Source organism: Thalassolituus marinus (assembly GCF_020320395.1).
Classification (GTDB): Bacteria; Pseudomonadota; Gammaproteobacteria; order Pseudomonadales; family Oceanobacteraceae; genus Venatoribacter; species Venatoribacter marinus.
The window spans coordinates 1-16,885 of record NZ_JAEDAH010000007.1; the positions used below are offsets into that span (position 1 = coordinate 1).

The following is a 16,885-nucleotide window of genomic DNA, read 5'->3' on the forward strand; positions in this document are numbered from 1 at the left end:
TCCCCTGGGAGGCAGCAGGCATTGCGGATTTAAAAGTCGTTTATAGAAAACCGATATCTTTAAAACTGTGGGACACTAGTGCGCGTCAGCGGGCTTTTTTATTTACTGAAAACGGTTTTCCAGTTCTTCAAGGTGTTCGATGATGCGGTCGTTGTAGCTGACCACCAGAAACGGCACCGTATTTTCGTTGTAGTTTTTAATGCGCTCTTCCATAAAACGCCACTTGCTCTTTACGCTGCCCATCAGAGCATCGTTTTGCGGCGCTTTGACCATGGCGTCGAGGGAATCCAGTTCTTTCTGAAAGTCTTCCGCCATCTCTGTCAGTGTACGTTTGTAGTTGCCCATAAATACCTGACCGAGGTTGGTGGTACCGCGGGCAGCATATTGAGAGGTAATTTCTTCCATTAACAGCGCGAGGTCGCGGGCTTTTTCTACCACTGCGCTGGGACGTATGCCGCTGGACTCCTGAATCAGCTCATAAGCACCGGTTACTTTGGCAACGATCTCTGCGCTCTTGCGGCCCATTTCGTCTACCAGACGTACATTCGGAAAACCCTGGGTCAGCATGTCATTACGGTTGATATTCATCAGCTCGCTGAGGCGGTTCCAGTCTGCTTCTATAGCACCTACCTGTTCACCGAGGCCGTTCAGGGGTGCCAGTTGGCGTGCACTGCCAAGGGACTCTTCAAACTTTCCCATGCTCTGTTCGATACGACGCTCGTATTTGCTGTCGGCATCGAGACCGGAAAACATATAGAAGTTGGTGACCGCATTGGTGGCCGCGAGGCGCATGTGCTGCAGGTCGGTCATGAGCTGTTGAGGGGTGGCCAGAGCGGCCTGACTGATAAGAGCCAGAAGCGCCAGACGTACTGTTTGGATGACTGCTCGCATGATTGATTCTTCTTCTTGTTTTTGTAGTTATCTGCCATCAGGGAATGGCAGTATTTCCGCCAGAGTGTATGAGATCGGCCTGATTTACCCTATAGGGTATTACAAACTGTTACAAAAAAGCAGGCGTGTGGCTGAGACATTTCAGTGGAAAGGATCATACTTGCTGCCGGATTCAGCCCTGCGTCTCAAATCCTCTGAAGGAGCCGTGCCTCGGGGCTTGCAAGTGTCCTGGCACACTAACACTGCGCCGGGGGAATAGTGTCATTTCCCACCAGTCTATTGACTTTCAGTGCGCTTTCTACGAATGTGTGCCTCTCAGATTCAAACGCTCGTATGAATTGTTCGTTTTATGAACAGATTGCGAGGGTTGTTTCACCAACAAGCGTAATGCTGTCCGGTTCGCTGGCCAGCCAACAAGCTAACCACCATGTGGAGATCAGTTGATGATTTACGAAGGTAAAGCCATCACGGTAAACATGATCGAAGACGGCATCGCCGAACTGAAATTCGATCTGCAGGGCGACTCTGTAAACAAGTTTAACCGCGTTACTCTGGAAGACCTGAGCGCAGCTGTTGCAGCTATTAAAGGCAACGCTGACGTTAAAGGCGTTCTGGTTACTTCTGGCAAAGACGTTTTCATCGTCGGCGCAGACATCACCGAATTCGGTGACGCATTCAAGAACAGCGAAGAAGAAATTGCAGCATGGGTTGGCGAAGCCAACGTTGTGTTTAATGCATTCGAAGACCTGACCGTTCCTACTCTGACTGCTATTAATGGCATCGCTCTGGGTGGTGGTTTCGAAATGTGTCTGGCTTCTGACCTGCGTGTAATGTCTGAAGCAGCCAAAGTCGGTCTGCCTGAAGTGAAACTGGGCCTGATGCCAGGTTTCGGCGGTACTGTACGTCTGCCACGCGTTATCGGTGCAGACAACGCCATCGAATGGATCTGCATGGGTGCGGAAAACAAGCCAGCTAAAGCTCTGAAAGACGGCGCTGTTGATGCAGTCGTTGCTGCTGACAAGCTGCGTGATCAGTCTATCGCTATGCTGAAGTCTGCGATTGCCGGCGAAATCAACTGGCAGGCACGTCGCGAAGAGAAGACTTCCAAGCTGAAACTGAATGCCATGGAACAGATGATGGTATTCGAAACTGCTAAAGGTTTTGTTGCTGGCCAGACCAAAGGTCACTACCCAGCGCCTATCATGGCAATCAAAACCATGCAGAAAGCGGCCAACGCTGGTCGTGACAAAGCTCTGGAAGCTGAAGCAAAAGGTTTCGCGACTCTGGCTAAGACCACTGAGTCTCAGGCACTGATCGGTCTGTTCCTGAACGACCAGCTGCTGAAGAAAAAAGCAAAAGAGTTCGACAAGACAGCTAAGCCTACCAACAAGGCTGCTGTACTGGGCGCAGGTATCATGGGTGGCGGTATCGCTTATCAGTCTGCACTGAAAGGCACCCCAATCATGATGAAAGATATCGCAGAAGCCGGTATCGAACTGGGTCTGAACGAAGCTAACAAGCTGCTGTCCAAGCGCGTTGAACGTAAGAAGATGAAGCCTCTGGCGATGGGTGAAACCCTGAACCGTATTCGTCCGACTCTGTCTTACGCTGAATTCGGCGACGTTGATACTATCGTTGAAGCGGTTGTTGAGAATCCAAAAGTTAAGAAGATGGTTCTGGCTGAACTGGAAGACAAAGTTCGCGAAGACGCAATCATCACTTCTAACACTTCTACCATCTCTATCGATCTGCTGGCTGAAGACCTGAAGCGTCCGGAAAACTTCCTGGGCATGCACTTCTTCAACCCAGTACACATGATGCCTCTGGTAGAAGTTATCCGTGGTAAGAAAACTTCTGAAGAAGCGGTTGCTACCGTTGTTGCTTACGCGAAGAAAATGGGTAAAACCCCAATCGTTGTAAACGACTGCCCAGGCTTCCTGGTTAACCGTGTTCTGTTCCCTTACTTCGCCGGCTTCGCTGGTCTGGTTCGCGACGGCGCTGACTTCCAGAAAGTTGACAAGGTAATGGAGAAATTCGGTTTCCCAATGGGTCCTGCATACCTGCTGGACGTTGTTGGTATCGATACCGGTGTTCACGCCAACGAAGTAATGGCTGAAGGCTTCCCGGATCGTATGAAGGCTGACTTCAAAACCTCTATGGAAGTAATGTTCGAAAACGAGCGTTATGGCCAGAAGAACGGTAAAGGTTTCTACGTTTACGAAACCGACAAGAAAGGCAAGCCGAAGAAAGTTGTTGATCAGACTACCTATGAACTGATCAAGCCGGTTGTTGCTGAAGCTAAAGACTTCGACGCTGAAGAAATCATCGCACGCTGCATGATTCCGATGTGCATTGAGATCGCCCGCTGTCTGGAAGAGGGTATCGTTGATACTCCGGCAGAAGCTGATATGGGTCTGATCTTTGGTATTGGTTTCCCTCCATTCCGTGGCGGCGCATGTCGTTACATGGACACTGTGGGTATGGCTGAGTTTGTTGCTCTGTGCGACAAGTACGCTGACCTGGGCAACCTGTACAAACCAACCGATCGCATGCGTGAAATGGCTGCGAACGGCGAAAGCTACTTCGGTTAATAAGCGCACTAGGAGATTTAAACCATGTCTTACAATCCAAAAGACGTTGTTGTTGTTGATGCAGTGCGCTCACCTATGGGTCGTTCCAAAGGTGGCGTATTCCGCAACGTACGTGCAGAAACCATTTCTGCGAACCTGATCAACGCTCTGTTCGAGCGTAACCCGGGCGTTAACCCTGCTCTGGTTGAAGACATCATCTGGGGCTGTGTAAACCAGACTCTGGAACAGGGCTTCAACGTTGCTCGTCAGATCGGTCTGATGACTGTTGTGCCTAAAGAAGCTGGCGCTCTGACAGTTAACCGTCTGTGTGGTTCTGCGATGTCTGCTATTCACACTGCTGCTCAGGCAATCATGACTGGCAACGGCGATGTATTCGTTGTTGGTGGTGTTGAGCACATGGGCCACGTGAACATGCAGCACGGTTTCGACCACAACCCAAGCTCTTCCAAGTACTCTGCAAAAGCATCCAACATGATGGGTCTGACTGCAGAAATGCTGGGTAAAATGCACGGCATCAGCCGTCAGCAGCAGGACGAATTCGCTGCTCGCTCTCACCGTCTGGCTCACAAAGCGACTGTTGAAGGCAAGTTCAAGAACGAAATCGTTCCTATGTACGGCCACGATGCAGATGGCAAAGAAATCCTGGTAACTCAGGACGAAACTATCCGTCCTGAAACCACTGCTGAGAGCCTGGGCAACCTGCGTCCTGCGTTCGATCCTAAGAGCGGTACTGTAACTGCGGGTACTTCTTCTCAGATCACTGACGGTGCTGCGGCTATGCTGCTGATGAGCTACGAAAAAGCTCAGGAACTGGGTCTGAAGCCACGTGCACGTATCGTGTCTATGGCTGTTGCTGGTGTTGACGCTGCGATCATGGGCTACGGTCCGGTTCCTGCGACTAAGAAAGCACTGAAGCGCGCTGGTCTGGAAACTACTGACATTGACTACTGGGAACTGAACGAAGCGTTCGCAGCACAGTCTCTGCCATGTGTTAAAGACCTGAAGCTGAACGACATCGCTGAAGATCGCATCAACATCCACGGTGGTGCAATCGCTCTGGGTCATCCTCTGGGTTGTTCCGGTGCTCGTATCTCCACCACTCTGATCAACGTTCTGGAACAGAACGGTGGTAAGTACGGTGTGAGCACTATGTGTATCGGTCTGGGTCAGGGTATCGCTACCGTTTGGGAGCGCATGTAAGTCTGACTTACTGACTCTGCGAGCGGCATTCTTTGATAATGCCGCCAGCTGAAAAAAACCGGCTCCGGCCGGTTTTTTTATGCCTGTCGTTTCAGGCTGGTAGCGATTTTTGCCATCGTCTCGGCGTAGCTGACTGCGCTCTGCCAGCCCAGCTCCTCTCTGGCTTTGCTGACGTCTACTCTGCGTTCACTGCTGGTCGCAATAACGCCTTTAACGCTGATCGGAGGCTTGCGTCCGAACAGTGGAAACAAGGATTCGCAAAGCTGTGCCAGCAACAGTGCAATGGGACGGGGCAGGCTGCCAGCGGGCGCAAGTCCTTCAAGGGCCAGCAAATCACTGAAATACTGTTGCCAGCTGACTCCGTATTCGTCGTAGAAAAAGTATGTCTGATTGCGCGCCACAGGTTTTTCCAGGATGCGCTTTAAGCCGTCGGCAAGATTGTCGGCGCTCAGCAGGCAGGCATCCAGTTGGCCATGACTGATCAGGGTTAAGCCAGCGCGTGAGCGGGCCCGGCGTAAGGGTTCGTTAACCCACACGCTGCCAGGACCAATTACGGCTGCCGGACGTACGATGGTGAAATCCATGGCATTCTGACGGCAAAAGTGGCGAACCAGTTTTTCCGCTTCAATTTTGGCATCGTCGTAGTGAATTCCGGATTTTCGCAGGGGAATGGTCTCATCCGGTAAACCGTGTTTACGGTTCAGGTATGTCGCCGGACCGAATGAGCTGATGTAAATGAAATGGCTGACGCCATGCCTGGCAGCGTCTTCCAGCAGCCAGCGGGTCGCTTCAACGTGTGTCTGGTAAAAAAGCTCGCGGCTGCCGTGGTCAATTACCCGGGCCGCACTGTGTACCACGGTGTCACAGCCCTGGCACAGGTCGTTGAGACTGATCTGCTTACACAGATCAGCCTGGCGCATTGTGATGCCCAGGCGCTCATAGTCAGACAGATCGCGGGCGGAATGATACTGACCGGTGATACGGTACTCTGAATCCTGCGCCAGGCGTTGCATCAGATGGTGGCCAATCAGCCCGCTGATACCTGTTATAAGAACCCGATTCATGTTGTGTCCTGATATTATTTGGTTCTATCGTACCATTAATATCGGCTAATGAATTCGCCGCACTGCCGCCATGTTGGTGGCATCCGGGCATGACAATGTCTACAATGCAGGCATTCGCAGGAGAGAGGCAGCCACGAGTTGCCCGCCGAAGGCGCAAACTCCCATAAACGCTCAGGCAAACGGACTGCGAAGTCAAAGATCGCCATCTGGAGAGCGGTGCTCAGGCACCCACCGAAGGAGCAAGTCAGCTGTAAGTTCAGTCTGACCAAACTCTCAGGTACAGAGGACAGGGGGAGTGGCACAGATTTCACGGGAGTTCTGTGTGCTTACGACTGTCTATATCATCGCTATTACCGCTGAAGCTATGTCCGGAGCGCTGTCTGCAGGCAGACGCCAGATGGATATGTTCGGTGTTGTTCTGATTGCATTTATTACCGCACTTGGCGGTGGCACCGTGCGTGATGTGTTGTTGGGGAACTTCCCGGTGAACTGGACGCAACATCCTCCCTATATCTATCTGACCATGCTGGCCGGCTTGCTGACGGTTCTGCTGGCGCGCTATATGCACCATCTGCAACAGGTATTTCTGGTACTGGACGCACTGGGGCTGATTGCCTTCACCATTATTGGTTGTAATGTTGCGCTGGAGTTGGATTACGGACTGCCTGTGGTGGTTATGTCTGGGGTTATTACCGGTATTTTCGGCGGCATTCTGCGCGATATTCTGTGTAACCAGACGCCTCAGGTGCTGCAGAAAGAGTTGTATGCCAGTGTGTCGATACTGGTGGCGGCACTGTATCTGATACTGGTGCATTTCAATGTAAGTCATGACCTGACGCTGCTGGCAGCATTCAGTTCCGGACTTGCTTTACGTCTGGCTGCGATTCGCTGGAAGCTTTCTCTGCCAGTGTTTTATTACAGCCCGGAACGCTGGCAAAGCTGAAGGTGTATTCACGGCTAGGGTCAGGGACTGGTTATTTTTACAGTCCTTGATTGAGCATGGTTGAGCATGCTGGTAGGCTAACAGGCTTTAATGACAGGCTTTCCTACCTACTATGATTGGTCGTTTACAGGGCGTGATTGTTGAGAAACAAGCGCCCGAGTTGCTGCTGGATGTTAACGGTGTGGGCTATGAAATTCAGGCCCCGATCTCCACTTTCGCTATGCTCGGTAAGGCCGGTTCTCAGGCCACGCTCTATACGCACCTGGCCATTCGCGAAGATGCTCATCAGCTGTATGGATTCAGTGATAAGGCGCAGCGCACGCTGTTCCGTACGCTTATTAAGGTTAGTGGCGTTGGCCCGAAACTGGCGCTGGCGATTCTGTCGGGAATGGATGTAAATGCTTTTGCGTTGTGTGTACACAACGAAGATGTCAGCGCCCTGACCAAACTGCCTGGTGTCGGTAAAAAAACGGCGGAGCGTCTGATTGTGGAAATGCGCGACCGCCTGAAAGAGTGGCAGGCGCCAGCACCTTTGTGGGCCGCCGCCGATCAGGCTGACCGTGCCGTTCAGGACAATATGCTGCTGGAAGCTGAGAGTGCGCTGATAGCACTGGGTTATAAGCCGCAGGATGCCGCCAAAATGCTGAACAAGGTCGCCGCTGAGGCAGACAGTTCGGAAGATCTGATCCGCCTTGCACTGAAAAGTACGCTCGGGCAATAACTGGCTGATAATCCATGATTGAAACTGATCGCTTTGTTACGGCAGAACCGGTACGCGGTGAAGAGCAGCTGGATCGTGCTATCCGACCTAAATCGCTGGCCGAATATATTGGTCAGCCCCACGTCCGCGAACAGATGGAAATCTTTATTGGTGCGGCGAAAGCCCGCGGTGAAGCACTGGATCACACACTGGTATTCGGCCCGCCGGGGCTGGGCAAGACCACTCTGGCGAATATTATCGCTGAAGAAATGGGTGTGAAAATTAAGTCAACGTCTGGCCCTGTGCTTGAAAAGGCTGGTGATCTGGCGGCGTTGCTGACCAATCTCGAAGAGGGCGATGTTCTTTTTATTGACGAGATTCATCGTCTTAACCCTGCGGTTGAGGAAGTGCTGTATCCCGCCATGGAAGACTATCAGCTGGATATTATGGTGGGCGAAGGTCCTGCTGCACGCTCCATTAAAATAGATCTGCCACCATTCACCCTGGTCGGAGCCACCACCCGAGCAGGGTTGCTGACCTCTCCGTTGCGTGATCGTTTCGGCATTGTGCAGCGTCTCGAATTTTACAATATTGCCGATTTATCACATATCGTCGCCCGCTCTGGTCGTTTGATGGAGTTGCCGATCGAGGATAAGGGCGCCACAGAAATTGCACGCCGGGCCCGGGGCACGCCGCGTATTGCCAATCGACTGCTGCGTCGCGTACGTGATTATGCGCAGGTTAAAGGGGACGGTACGGTCAGTCAGGATTGTGCGGATGCCGCGTTGAATATGCTTAACGTGGATGCGCAGGGCTTTGATCATATGGACCGTCGTCTGTTGCTTACCCTGCTGGAAAAATACGATGGTGGTCCGGTCGGTGTCGACAGTCTGGCGGCTTCTATCGGCGAAGAACGGGATACCATTGAAGACGTTCTTGAACCTTATCTGATGCAGCAGGGCTATATAACCCGTACGCCGCGTGGCCGAATGGCCACCAAACTTGCCTATCTGCATTTTGGACTGGATTTGCCCACGCGTTTTAATCAGGATGCCGGGTAATATGCCGTTTCGCTGGCCACTGCGTGTTTATATCGAGGATACGGACGCTGGCGGCATCGTATTTTACGCGAATTACCTGCGCTTTATGGAGCGCGCCCGCAGCGAGTGGCTGCGTGGCTTTGGGTATGACCAGGAGACACTGCGGCAGAGCGATATTCTGTTCGTGGTGACTGAAGTGAATATTCGCTATCGCCAGCCGGCCAGGCTTGACGATGAACTAATGGCGACCGTCAGCATCCAAAGGCTGCGTAAAGCCAGCATGATCATCAGTCAGCAACTGCTGCGCGGTAGTGACGTACTGACTGATGCGCAGGTAACCATTGCCTGCACTGACACGGCGGGTAAGCCCAGATCAATTCCGCCGCAACTATTTGACGCTGTAAACGCCACGCTGGCTGCAGCTAACACTGAAGAGTAAAGATTCACAGGAGTGCATGTGAACGAATCTGTATCGATTATTTCCCTGATCGCCAATGCCAGTATTGTGGTGCAGCTGGTCATGCTTATGCTGGTTGCTGCGTCCGTGATCAGCTGGGTGGTTATTGTTCAGCGTACGCGTTTATTATCCGCCAGTCGTGCGCAGACGCTGGAGTTTGAAGAACGTTTCTGGTCAGGCGTGGATCTCAATGACCTGTACCGCGAGTGTCAGCAGAATCCGCTGCCGAGCGCCGTTGAAAACGTATTCATGGCTGGCCTGAAAGAGTTCGGGAAAATGCGTCAGCAAAACACCAATGACCCTGATGCGGTGATGGCTGGTGTGCAGCGCGCTATGCGCGTAGCAATCACCCGTGAATCGGAGCTACTGGATACTCATTTGCCATTCCTGGCGACGGTTGGCTCAACCAGTCCCTATGTTGGTTTGTTCGGTACGGTATGGGGCATCATGCACTCGTTTCAGGGACTGGCCAGTGTTAAGCAGGCCACCATTGCCACGGTTGCACCGGGTATTTCTGAAGCTCTGGTGGCTACGGCAATGGGTCTGCTGGCGGCTATTCCGGCAGTTATTTTCTATAACCGTTTTGCCAGCCGGGTTGATCAGCAGGTGACAGCAATGCATACCTTTGCCGATGAGTTTTCATCACTGCTGTATCGTCAGGCACATAAAATCCATCAGGCTGCTAAAGCCGAAGCTGCCCGTAAAAGCGCGGAGAGCTGAGTATGGAGCCAATGCAGGCGCCGGGAGCCAAACGTCGGCCGATGGCCGAAATTAACGTTGTTCCCTATATCGATGTGATGCTGGTGCTGCTGATCATTTTTATGGTTACAGCCCCGATGCTGGTGCAGAGCGTGCCCGTTAATCTGCCGGATGTGGATGCCACTCCGACGGAGATCGAGCCGGATGACAGCACCATTATCATTTCAGTGAACGAACGTGGCATTTACTTTATCGAGCGTGATGAAGGCCAGCCAACGGCGATGACGCTGAAAGAAATTACCAGCTATTCAGAAAAAATTAAGGCAACGGTGCCTGACACCCGGGTCATGATTCGTGGTGATGAAAATGTCCCATACGGTAAAGTTGTAGCGTTAATGGGCGGTTTACAGGCTGTGGGTATTAATGACGTTGGCCTGATTACCGAAGCACCCGATCCGGAGGCTGGCCGCTGATATGAGCTGGCTTGATCCCGGACGTTATTCGTTTCCTGTTGTGGTCTCTTTGCTGCTGCATGTGCTGGTCGCGGGTCTGTTTATTGTGCAGTGGCCGACTGAGCATCGTGTGCCGGAGCCTGTGCCGCAACACGTTGTTGCCAGTGTAGTGCAGTCAGAAAATCAGGCGGTAAAAGAGCGTCGGGAAAAAGCCCTGCGCGAGCAACGCAAAAAAGAGCAGGCGGCTGAACGCAAGAAAAAGCTGGCGGAAAAAAAGCGCCAGGAGAAAGAAAAGGCACAGAAACTCGCTGCTCAGAAAAAACGAGAACAGGAAAAAGCCCTGAAGGAAAAAGCGCTGGCTGAAAAGAAAGCGAGTGAGAAAGCTGCCAGGGATAAAGCCGAAAAGGATCGTCAGGCCAAAGAACGTGCGCAGCAGGAAACACAGCTGCTCGAACAATTAGCTAAAGAACAGGCAGAAGCAGAAGCACGAGCGCAGGCAGAGGCTGAGGCGTGGGCGGAGAAGGTGGCCGAAATCACCTCGGGATCTGTTTCCGATATCCGCAGTCGTATTGAGTCGGTGTGGCGCTATCCACCGGCTGTCCGTCCTGAGCAGGAAACTGAGGTGAGTATCACACTGGTGCCAACCGGGCAGGTAATCAATGTGAAAATTATCCGTAGCAGCGGCAATGCTGCTCTGGATCGTTCAGTAGAGCAGGCGATTTTTAAAGCGTCGCCGTTGCCCGTGCCAAAAGATCCGCGGGTGTTTGAAAAATCGTTCCGCAACCTAACAATGAAATTCAGACCGGAGAATGCAACGTGGTAAAGCGTAGCCTGATGATGCTCTGCTGCTGGCTGATGGCCAGCATCGCGCAGGCCGAATTGGTAATTGAAGTGACCCAGGGTAAGCAGAGTGCTATTCCGGTGGCGGTTGTTCCGTTTCAATGGCTGGGAAGTCAGCCTTTGCCGGAAGATATCAGCGGCATTATCACCAACGACCTGGCCTCCAGTGGCTATTTTCGTACCTTGCCAGCCGCGAATATGATTACGCAACCACACGAGTTGAAAGACGTGATCTACAGTGACTGGTCGCGCTTGCGCCAGGATTTTGTGGTAATTGGCCGGGTTGAATTACTGCCACAGGGTTACGCCGTTGAGTTTCACGTGCTCGATGTGCACCAGCAGATTGAAATTATGCGCCACCGGGTAAAAGGCAGTGGTGGACAGTTACGTGATCTGGCGCATTACATCTCTGATTATATTTTTAAGAAGCTGACCGGAGTACCGGGTGTCTTCTCGACCAAACTGATCTACGTTACAACTAATCGTGAGCGTACCAAGTTCAACCTGAACTATGCCGATGCAGACGGCGCGCGGGAGCAATTAATTTTCACATCGCGCCAGCCGATTATTTCGCCAGCCTGGTCGCCGGATGCCAAAAAGGTAGCCTACGTATCCTTTGAGAACGGTCGCAGTGAGATCTTTTTCCAGGAACTGGCCACCGGTAAGCGCGAGAAAGTTGTATCGTTTGATGGCTCCAACAGTGCACCAGCCTTCTCGCCAGACGGAACTCATCTGGCATTTGTGTTGTCGAAGCTTGGTAACCCGGATATTTATGTAATGGATCTGGCCAGTCGCCAGGTTCAGCGTATGACAACCCACTACGGCATCGATACAGAGCCACAGTGGTCTGCAGATGGCCGGTCTATTTACTTTACTTCAAGTCGGGCCGGTGGACCTCAGGTCTACAAACTGGACACAAATACCAAAGCCGTAACACGTGTGACTTACGAAGGCGATTATAATGCCAGAGCGCGGATGACCGCCGATGGGCGCAAACTGGTCTATGTGCACCGCAATTCTGATCGCTTCCACATTGCTTCTCATGACCTGGAAAGTGGCTTGGTACACATTCTTACCAGTGAGACCGAATTGGACGAGTCGCCCAGTGTTGCGCCTAACGGAAGTATGGTAATTTATGCTGCACGGGAAGCTGACCGCAGTATCCTGGCAGCGGTGTCGGTGGATGGGGAAGTTAAGTTCCGCCTGCCATCGAGATATGGTGATGTCAGGGAACCCGCCTGGTCACCGCTACTGAAATAATTCAATTCACTTCGGATGGAAGACGATATGCAAACTACTGCACTGTACAAAACCTTGGGTCTGGCCTTCGGTGCCATGTTGATTTCTGCTTGTGCAAGCAAGGGCGACGTAAGCGAAGGTGCAGGTTCCACCGACGCTATGACGGCCACTGAACAGCAAGCTGAAACTAACGCAGTTAACGCTGCTGCAGTTTCTGGTGAAGCTCTGCAGGCGGAAGCAGCAGAAGCGGAAGCAGCACTGCTGGAGCAGACTGTTTTCTACTTTGATTTCGACCAGAGCACCATTCAGAGCGAAAGCAAAGCTGCTCTGATGGCACACGCTGCTTACCTGGCTGCTAACGGTTCTGCCAAAGTGGTTCTGGAAGGCCACGCTGATGAGCGCGGTACTGTTGAATACAACCTGGCTCTGGGCGAGCGTCGTGCCATGTCTGTACGTCGTTTCCTGATGGCGAACGGCGCGCAAGCTGGTCAGCTGAGCGTTGTTAGCTTCGGTGAAGAGCGTCCAGCGGTTATGGGCAGCACTGAAGCTTCCTACGCTAAGAACCGTCGCGTAGAAGTGAAATACCAGAGCCGTTAATGAAAGCGCTCGTCCTCACTGTGCTGGCAGCGACTGCTGCCAGTGCCTTTGCGGATGATGGTTGGGTTTCGGTTGGCGCTGCGAAAGCCGTAGCGCCGGCTGTACCTTCCGCCTCCGTAGATACCTCTTCTCAGGCGGTCATTGCACCGTCAGCCCGTACAGTATCCTCTGCTGGGGCCTCATCTGGTCTGGTTTCTGAATTGTATCTGCAGATGGAGCAGATGCAGCAGGAGATTGCCATGCTGCGTGATCAGGTTGAAGCTCAGAATCATCAGATCTCGCGTATGAAGCAGGAGCAGCAGGATCGCTATCTGGATCTCGACCGTCGATTGTCAGCCATGATGAATGCCGCTCCGGTACCGAATACCGTTGCTGCTGGTGCCAATGTCGCTCCGGTAATGTCAGCTGCTGATGCTTATAAGCAGGCACAGAAACTGATGTACGAGAAAAAGTACCAGGAAGCCAATGAGGCGTATCTGGCTATGGCGAAGCAGTATCCGCAAGAACCACTGGCGGTAAATGCGCTCTACTGGAGTGGTGAGATCTATCTTTTGCAGGGTGAGCTGGAAAAAGCGTTAGCCAGCTTCCGTCAGGTGGTGGATAACCATGCTGATCATCAGAAGGTTCCCGATGCTACCTATAAGGTAGGTTATACCCTGGATAAACAGGGTAAGACTGCCGATGCCAGAGTGTGGATGAAAAAGGTTGTGGATCAGTTTACCGGCAAGGCGGATACCGCCGTCAGGTTAGCTAAGAACTACCTCGATTCGCACTGAAAGAAGCCGGCATTCGCCGGTTTTTTTATGGCCGTTTGTTTTGCGGTGGCCCTGCAGGAAAATGAGTGAACCCAGTAATGGCGGGCGCTGGCGGCTGTTGAAATGCGCTAAGTGACTGAAAGTGAAACTTTTTTTGAAAAAAGGGTTGCCTCGTCCTGAAATATCAGTAATATATGCGCCACTTCGCCGGGGGTCGTTAGCTCAGCTGGTAGAGCAGTTGGCTTTTAACCAATTGGTCGCAGGTTCGAATCCTGCACGACCCACCAACTTTTCAGCGAAGTGTAAGTTACTGAAAAGCTTGACTTTTTCAAAAACTTCGGTAACATAGCCAGCACTTAGGGTCGTTAGCTCAGCTGGTAGAGCAGTTGGCTTTTAACCAATTGGTCGCAGGTTCGAATCCTGCACGACCCACCATATTCCGAAGGGGAGGAGGCGAAAGCTTCCTCCCTTTTTTGTTTCCGGACAGGAACTGTATAACCCGCTGAATTCCGAGTTTCCTGTCTGTGATATTATCGCGACAACATGACATCGGGTCAGAGAAAGATATGAACGAAACGGTTAACAGCGCTCAGGAAATTATCCGCGACTATTGGGCGAGTCCCCAGGAATCCCTCGATCCGGCTGAGTCCGCAGCCATTACGGAAGAAATCCGTGAATTGCTGAAACAGGAAGATGCTGTTCTCGTTGCTCACTATTACACCGATCCGGCTATTCAGGCGCTGGCTGAAGCTACTGGTGGCTGTGTCGCTGACTCGCTGGAAATGGCTCGTTTTGGTCACGATCATAAAGCCAGTACGCTGATCGTTGCTGGTGTCCGTTTTATGGGTGAAACGGCCAAAATTCTGAGTCCGGAAAAGCGTATTCTGATGCCGACCCTTGAGGCCACCTGCTCTCTGGATATCGGCTGCCCTGTTGATGAGTTTTCAGCCTTCTGTGACCAGCATCCGGATCGCACTGTGGTGGTGTATGCCAACACGTCTGCAGCGGTCAAAGCACGTGCTGACTGGGTTGTGACTTCCAGTATCGCCCTCGATGTGGTTAATCATCTGAAAGCGAATGGTGAGAAGCTGATCTGGGCTCCCGATAAGCACCTTGGCAGTTATATCGAGCGCGAAACCGGTGCTGATATGATTCTGTGGGATAGTGCCTGTATCGTGCATGATGAATTCAAAGCCAAAGCGCTGGAGGATCTGAAGAAAGTTCATCCGGATGCTGCTGTTCTGGTTCATCCTGAATCACCTGAATCGGTGGTGAAGCTGGCAGATGCCGTGGGTTCAACCAGTCAGCTGATTAAGGCTGCTCAGACCTTGCCGAACGACACCTTTATTGTGGCCACCGATAAGGCGATTTTCTACAAAATGCAGCAGGCTGCGCCTGGTAAAACCCTTATTGAAGCGCCAACGGCCGGTAACGGTGCGACCTGCCGAAGCTGTGCGCATTGTCCGTGGATGGGTATGAACGGATTGAAAAATATTCGCGACGTGCTGAAAAATGGTGATCAGGAAGTTCTGATTGAAGAAAGCCTGCGTCAGCAGGCGGTGATCAGTCTGCAGCGTATGCTGACGTTCAATAAAGTCTAGTTAAAATTAAGATCCCGCGGGCTGGAGGCCATGGTCTCCAGCCGTTGTCTTATCAGCGACTCCTGCTGAAAATCCTTCGCTTTTCTGGCTGCTTCCAGCGCCAGGTCCATCTGCCTCAGAGCCTGTGCGTGCCGACCACTGAAAAACAGATACTCACCATTGGCGCGGTAGGCGATTAATGGCTGGCCGCCAGCGGCGGCAATACGCCCAAGTTGCTGCCATAGCAGCGGATCGGTTTTTCGTTCGCTGGTCAGATTTTTCAGTACTGAGATCGCTTCCGGAAAGCGCTTGTTCAGTGCCAGCAGTTCGGCTTTTCGCGTACGCAGTAACAGACTGGAAGGCTGATACGCCAGGGCATCACTGATCCTTTGCAAAGCTTTGTTGTTGTCGCCGTTGTGCTGATCTATTCGGCTCCCGAGGTCGATCACGGCAGCATGGCTGGCCCAGGGTTCGGCAATCCGGGCGAGCAACGCCGAGGCCTGGGACCACTGGTCTTTTTCGATTGCGATTTCTGCCAGACTGTAAGCCGATGTCGCAGCGGCTTCACTGTTGGTTGTAGCCTTATCAAGACGTTCCTGAAAATACTGTTCGCGGTTGGCGCTGGTAAGCTGATAGCGGCTGATTGCAGTGTTTTTCAGAATGCTGAATTCGAAGCCAGTGAGCCTTGGTTTGGCAGGGTATTGCTGTGCACGGTCAGCAGCATCGGCGATACGAGATTCAGTCAGTGGGTGTGTCAGCAGGAACTCGGGCGGATTGCCACCGAAGCGGTTGGCCTTAAGCATCTGTTCGAACATGCTTGGCATGGCACCGGGATCAAACCCCGCAGTCACCAATGTCTGCATCCCCAGGCGGTCAGCTTCACGTTCCCATTCCCGGCTGTAGGCCAGCTGGTTCTGGATACCGGCGGCCTGAGTGGTCATCAGGCCAGCAAAACCGGCATCAGGGTTGTTGGTGGCGATCAGAAGGATGCTGGCGAGCAGGGTTGCCAGGGCTACTGGTTCCTGTTTCTGCGCCTGTTCAATTTGTCGGGCAAAATGGCGTTGGCTGAGGTGGGCCAGTTCGTGGGCCAGTACCGCCGATAACTCGTCTTCATCACGAGCGTGCAGCATCAGGCCGTAATTGATACCAATAATACCGCCTGGTACGGCAAAGGCGTTCAGGTCGCCACTGTCGACGATAACAAACTCAAGCTCGCTCTGTTTTACATCGCTGTGTGGGATGAGGCGATAGACCAGGTTTTCCAGATAACTGGTCATCAGCGGAGTATCAATCGTTGGCGCCTGGGCGCGAAGCTGGCGGAGCCATGTGCGACCCAGCTGGTGTTCCTGTTGGAGTGAAACGTAGCCGGAGGCGCTATCGCCTAATGCTGGCAAATCTGTGTTGGCATTGGCCGGGAAACTAAAGGCCAGTAAAGCAACGGTAAAAAAATGGCTGAGGCGGTTCACGCTGCGGATCCTGTACATGACCTGTCGTTAGACTGGCCAGACGCTGTGAGTTCAATCCATGTGTGGCAGGCGCTTCACAGCCTGAGTCACGTTATACTAAGAGCCCAGTTTGGCAAAAGGCAGGCATCGTGTCTAATACAGTTCCCCACCATCAGTTTCTGGATGCATCCGGGCTTTCGTGTCCTATGCCTCTGCTGAAAACCAAGCTCGCGCTGAAGACTCTGGCGACCGGCGAAGTACTCTGGGTACGTGCAACTGATGGCGGTTCGTGGCGTGATATTCGTAAGTACGTTGATATGACAAGTAATGAACTGATCGCTGCTGCTGATGATCAGGGGCATTACGATTTCTGGATTAAAAAGGGAGCCTGA

Annotated in this window: 17 protein-coding genes, 2 tRNA genes and 1 riboswitch; of the genes, 16 read left to right on the top strand and 3 right to left on the bottom strand. The window is 52.4% G+C overall.

The features are described 5' to 3' along the window. Nucleotides 1-102: 102 nt before the first annotated feature. Complete coding sequence (locus I9W95_RS01520) at nucleotides 103-891, bottom strand: hypothetical protein (protein WP_225671080.1); 789 nt, start codon at nucleotides 889-891, stop codon at nucleotides 103-105. 443 nt (nucleotides 892-1,334) lie between these two features. Between I9W95_RS01520 and fadB the strand changes: the two genes are divergently transcribed. Together fadB and fadA are read left to right on the top strand one after the other, a co-directional pair. Then, on the top strand, nucleotides 1,335-3,482 hold the full coding sequence (gene fadB / locus I9W95_RS01525) for a fatty acid oxidation complex subunit alpha FadB (protein ID WP_225671088.1): 2,148 nt from the start codon (nucleotides 1,335-1,337) through the stop codon (nucleotides 3,480-3,482). Between the two features lie 24 nt (nucleotides 3,483-3,506). After that, on the top strand, nucleotides 3,507-4,682 hold the full coding sequence (fadA, locus tag I9W95_RS01530; RefSeq protein WP_225671096.1) for an acetyl-CoA C-acyltransferase FadA: 1,176 nt from the start codon (nucleotides 3,507-3,509) through the stop codon (nucleotides 4,680-4,682). Nucleotides 4,683-4,759: 77 nt separating this feature from the next. Here fadA and I9W95_RS01535 read toward each other — a convergent pair whose 3' ends face one another. Continuing rightward, a complete protein-coding gene (locus I9W95_RS01535; RefSeq protein WP_225671098.1) occupies nucleotides 4,760-5,746 on the bottom strand; it encodes an NAD-dependent epimerase/dehydratase family protein in 987 nt (328 codons plus the stop codon). A gap of 107 nt (nucleotides 5,747-5,853) precedes the next feature. Then, nucleotides 5,854-5,943: riboswitch (glycine riboswitch) on the top strand. 98 nt (nucleotides 5,944-6,041) lie between these two features. Here I9W95_RS01535 and I9W95_RS01540 point away from each other — a divergent pair. From I9W95_RS01540 to nadA, 13 genes are all read left to right on the top strand, one after another. After that, nucleotides 6,042-6,689 (top strand): trimeric intracellular cation channel family protein, encoded by a 648-nt coding sequence (locus tag I9W95_RS01540; RefSeq protein WP_451923593.1) that lies wholly within the window; start codon nucleotides 6,042-6,044, stop codon nucleotides 6,687-6,689. A gap of 112 nt (nucleotides 6,690-6,801) precedes the next feature. Continuing rightward, a complete protein-coding gene (gene ruvA / locus I9W95_RS01545) occupies nucleotides 6,802-7,410 on the top strand; it encodes a Holliday junction branch migration protein RuvA (protein ID WP_225671100.1) in 609 nt (202 codons plus the stop codon). Between the two features lie 14 nt (nucleotides 7,411-7,424). Continuing rightward, on the top strand, nucleotides 7,425-8,450 hold the full coding sequence (ruvB, locus tag I9W95_RS01550) for a Holliday junction branch migration DNA helicase RuvB (protein WP_225671102.1): 1,026 nt from the start codon (nucleotides 7,425-7,427) through the stop codon (nucleotides 8,448-8,450). Between the two features lies 1 nt (nucleotide 8,451). Then, the gene (gene ybgC, locus I9W95_RS01555) at nucleotides 8,452-8,868 is read left to right on the top strand and encodes a tol-pal system-associated acyl-CoA thioesterase (RefSeq protein WP_225671104.1); all 417 of its coding nucleotides are present in this window, start codon (nucleotides 8,452-8,454) and stop codon (nucleotides 8,866-8,868) included. An 18-nt stretch (nucleotides 8,869-8,886) separates the two neighbouring features. Beyond that, the gene (gene tolQ / locus I9W95_RS01560) at nucleotides 8,887-9,606 is read left to right on the top strand and encodes a protein TolQ (protein WP_225671106.1); all 720 of its coding nucleotides are present in this window, start codon (nucleotides 8,887-8,889) and stop codon (nucleotides 9,604-9,606) included. Between the two features lie 2 nt (nucleotides 9,607-9,608). Beyond that, nucleotides 9,609-10,058 carry a protein TolR gene (gene tolR, locus I9W95_RS01565; RefSeq protein WP_225671108.1) on the top strand — a complete coding sequence of 150 codons (450 nt, stop codon included), beginning with the start codon at nucleotides 9,609-9,611 and terminating at the stop codon, nucleotides 10,056-10,058. Nucleotide 10,059: 1 nt separating this feature from the next. Continuing rightward, nucleotides 10,060-10,860, top strand: a complete 801-nt coding sequence (gene tolA / locus I9W95_RS01570; RefSeq protein WP_225671110.1) for a cell envelope integrity protein TolA — start codon at nucleotides 10,060-10,062, stop codon at nucleotides 10,858-10,860. Then, nucleotides 10,854-12,137: a Tol-Pal system beta propeller repeat protein TolB gene (gene tolB / locus I9W95_RS01575; protein ID WP_225671112.1), complete on the top strand. Its 1,284-nt coding sequence runs from the start codon at nucleotides 10,854-10,856 to the stop codon at nucleotides 12,135-12,137. Before tolA ends, tolB begins: the two co-directional genes overlap by 7 nt. A 27-nt stretch (nucleotides 12,138-12,164) precedes the next feature. Further along, nucleotides 12,165-12,713, top strand: coding sequence for a peptidoglycan-associated lipoprotein Pal (gene pal, locus I9W95_RS01580; protein ID WP_225671114.1), 549 nt, complete (start codon nucleotides 12,165-12,167; stop codon nucleotides 12,711-12,713). After that, nucleotides 12,713-13,489, top strand: coding sequence for a YbgF trimerization domain-containing protein (locus I9W95_RS01585; protein ID WP_225671116.1), 777 nt, complete (start codon nucleotides 12,713-12,715; stop codon nucleotides 13,487-13,489). The genes pal and I9W95_RS01585 overlap by 1 nt, the downstream gene beginning before the upstream one ends. 190 nt (nucleotides 13,490-13,679) lie before the next feature. After that, nucleotides 13,680-13,755 (top strand) — tRNA-Lys (locus tag I9W95_RS01590). A 72-nt stretch (nucleotides 13,756-13,827) separates the two neighbouring features. Continuing rightward, nucleotides 13,828-13,903: transfer RNA gene (locus I9W95_RS01595), tRNA-Lys, on the top strand. A 131-nt stretch (nucleotides 13,904-14,034) separates the two neighbouring features. Beyond that, nucleotides 14,035-15,069, top strand: coding sequence for a quinolinate synthase NadA (nadA, locus tag I9W95_RS01600; RefSeq protein ID WP_225671118.1), 1,035 nt, complete (start codon nucleotides 14,035-14,037; stop codon nucleotides 15,067-15,069). Here nadA and I9W95_RS01605 read toward each other — a convergent pair. Continuing rightward, nucleotides 15,066-16,514, bottom strand: a complete 1,449-nt coding sequence (locus I9W95_RS01605; RefSeq protein WP_225671120.1) for a beta-barrel assembly-enhancing protease — start codon at nucleotides 16,512-16,514, stop codon at nucleotides 15,066-15,068. The genes nadA and I9W95_RS01605 overlap by 4 nt on opposite strands. 128 nt (nucleotides 16,515-16,642) lie before the next feature. Here I9W95_RS01605 and I9W95_RS01610 point away from each other — a divergent pair, with 128 nt between their 5' ends. Further along, complete coding sequence (locus I9W95_RS01610) at nucleotides 16,643-16,885, top strand: sulfurtransferase TusA family protein (RefSeq protein WP_225671122.1); 243 nt, start codon at nucleotides 16,643-16,645, stop codon at nucleotides 16,883-16,885.

Coding starts and splice junctions, on each gene's coding strand:
- I9W95_RS01520 (WP_225671080.1), bottom strand. CDS start 891: ATGCGAGCAGTCATCCAAACAGTACGTCTGGCGCTTCTGGCTCTTATC.
- fadB (WP_225671088.1), top strand. CDS start 1,335: ATGATTTACGAAGGTAAAGCCATCACGGTAAACATGATCGAAGACGGC.
- fadA (WP_225671096.1), top strand. CDS start 3,507: ATGTCTTACAATCCAAAAGACGTTGTTGTTGTTGATGCAGTGCGCTCA.
- I9W95_RS01535 (WP_225671098.1), bottom strand. CDS start 5,746: ATGAATCGGGTTCTTATAACAGGTATCAGCGGGCTGATTGGCCACCAT.
- ruvA (WP_225671100.1), top strand. CDS start 6,802: ATGATTGGTCGTTTACAGGGCGTGATTGTTGAGAAACAAGCGCCCGAG.
- ruvB (WP_225671102.1), top strand. CDS start 7,425: ATGATTGAAACTGATCGCTTTGTTACGGCAGAACCGGTACGCGGTGAA.
- ybgC (WP_225671104.1), top strand. CDS start 8,452: ATGCCGTTTCGCTGGCCACTGCGTGTTTATATCGAGGATACGGACGCT.
- tolR (WP_225671108.1), top strand. CDS start 9,609: ATGGAGCCAATGCAGGCGCCGGGAGCCAAACGTCGGCCGATGGCCGAA.
- tolA (WP_225671110.1), top strand. CDS start 10,060: ATGAGCTGGCTTGATCCCGGACGTTATTCGTTTCCTGTTGTGGTCTCT.
- pal (WP_225671114.1), top strand. CDS start 12,165: ATGCAAACTACTGCACTGTACAAAACCTTGGGTCTGGCCTTCGGTGCC.
- I9W95_RS01585 (WP_225671116.1), top strand. CDS start 12,713: ATGAAAGCGCTCGTCCTCACTGTGCTGGCAGCGACTGCTGCCAGTGCC.
- nadA (WP_225671118.1), top strand. CDS start 14,035: ATGAACGAAACGGTTAACAGCGCTCAGGAAATTATCCGCGACTATTGG.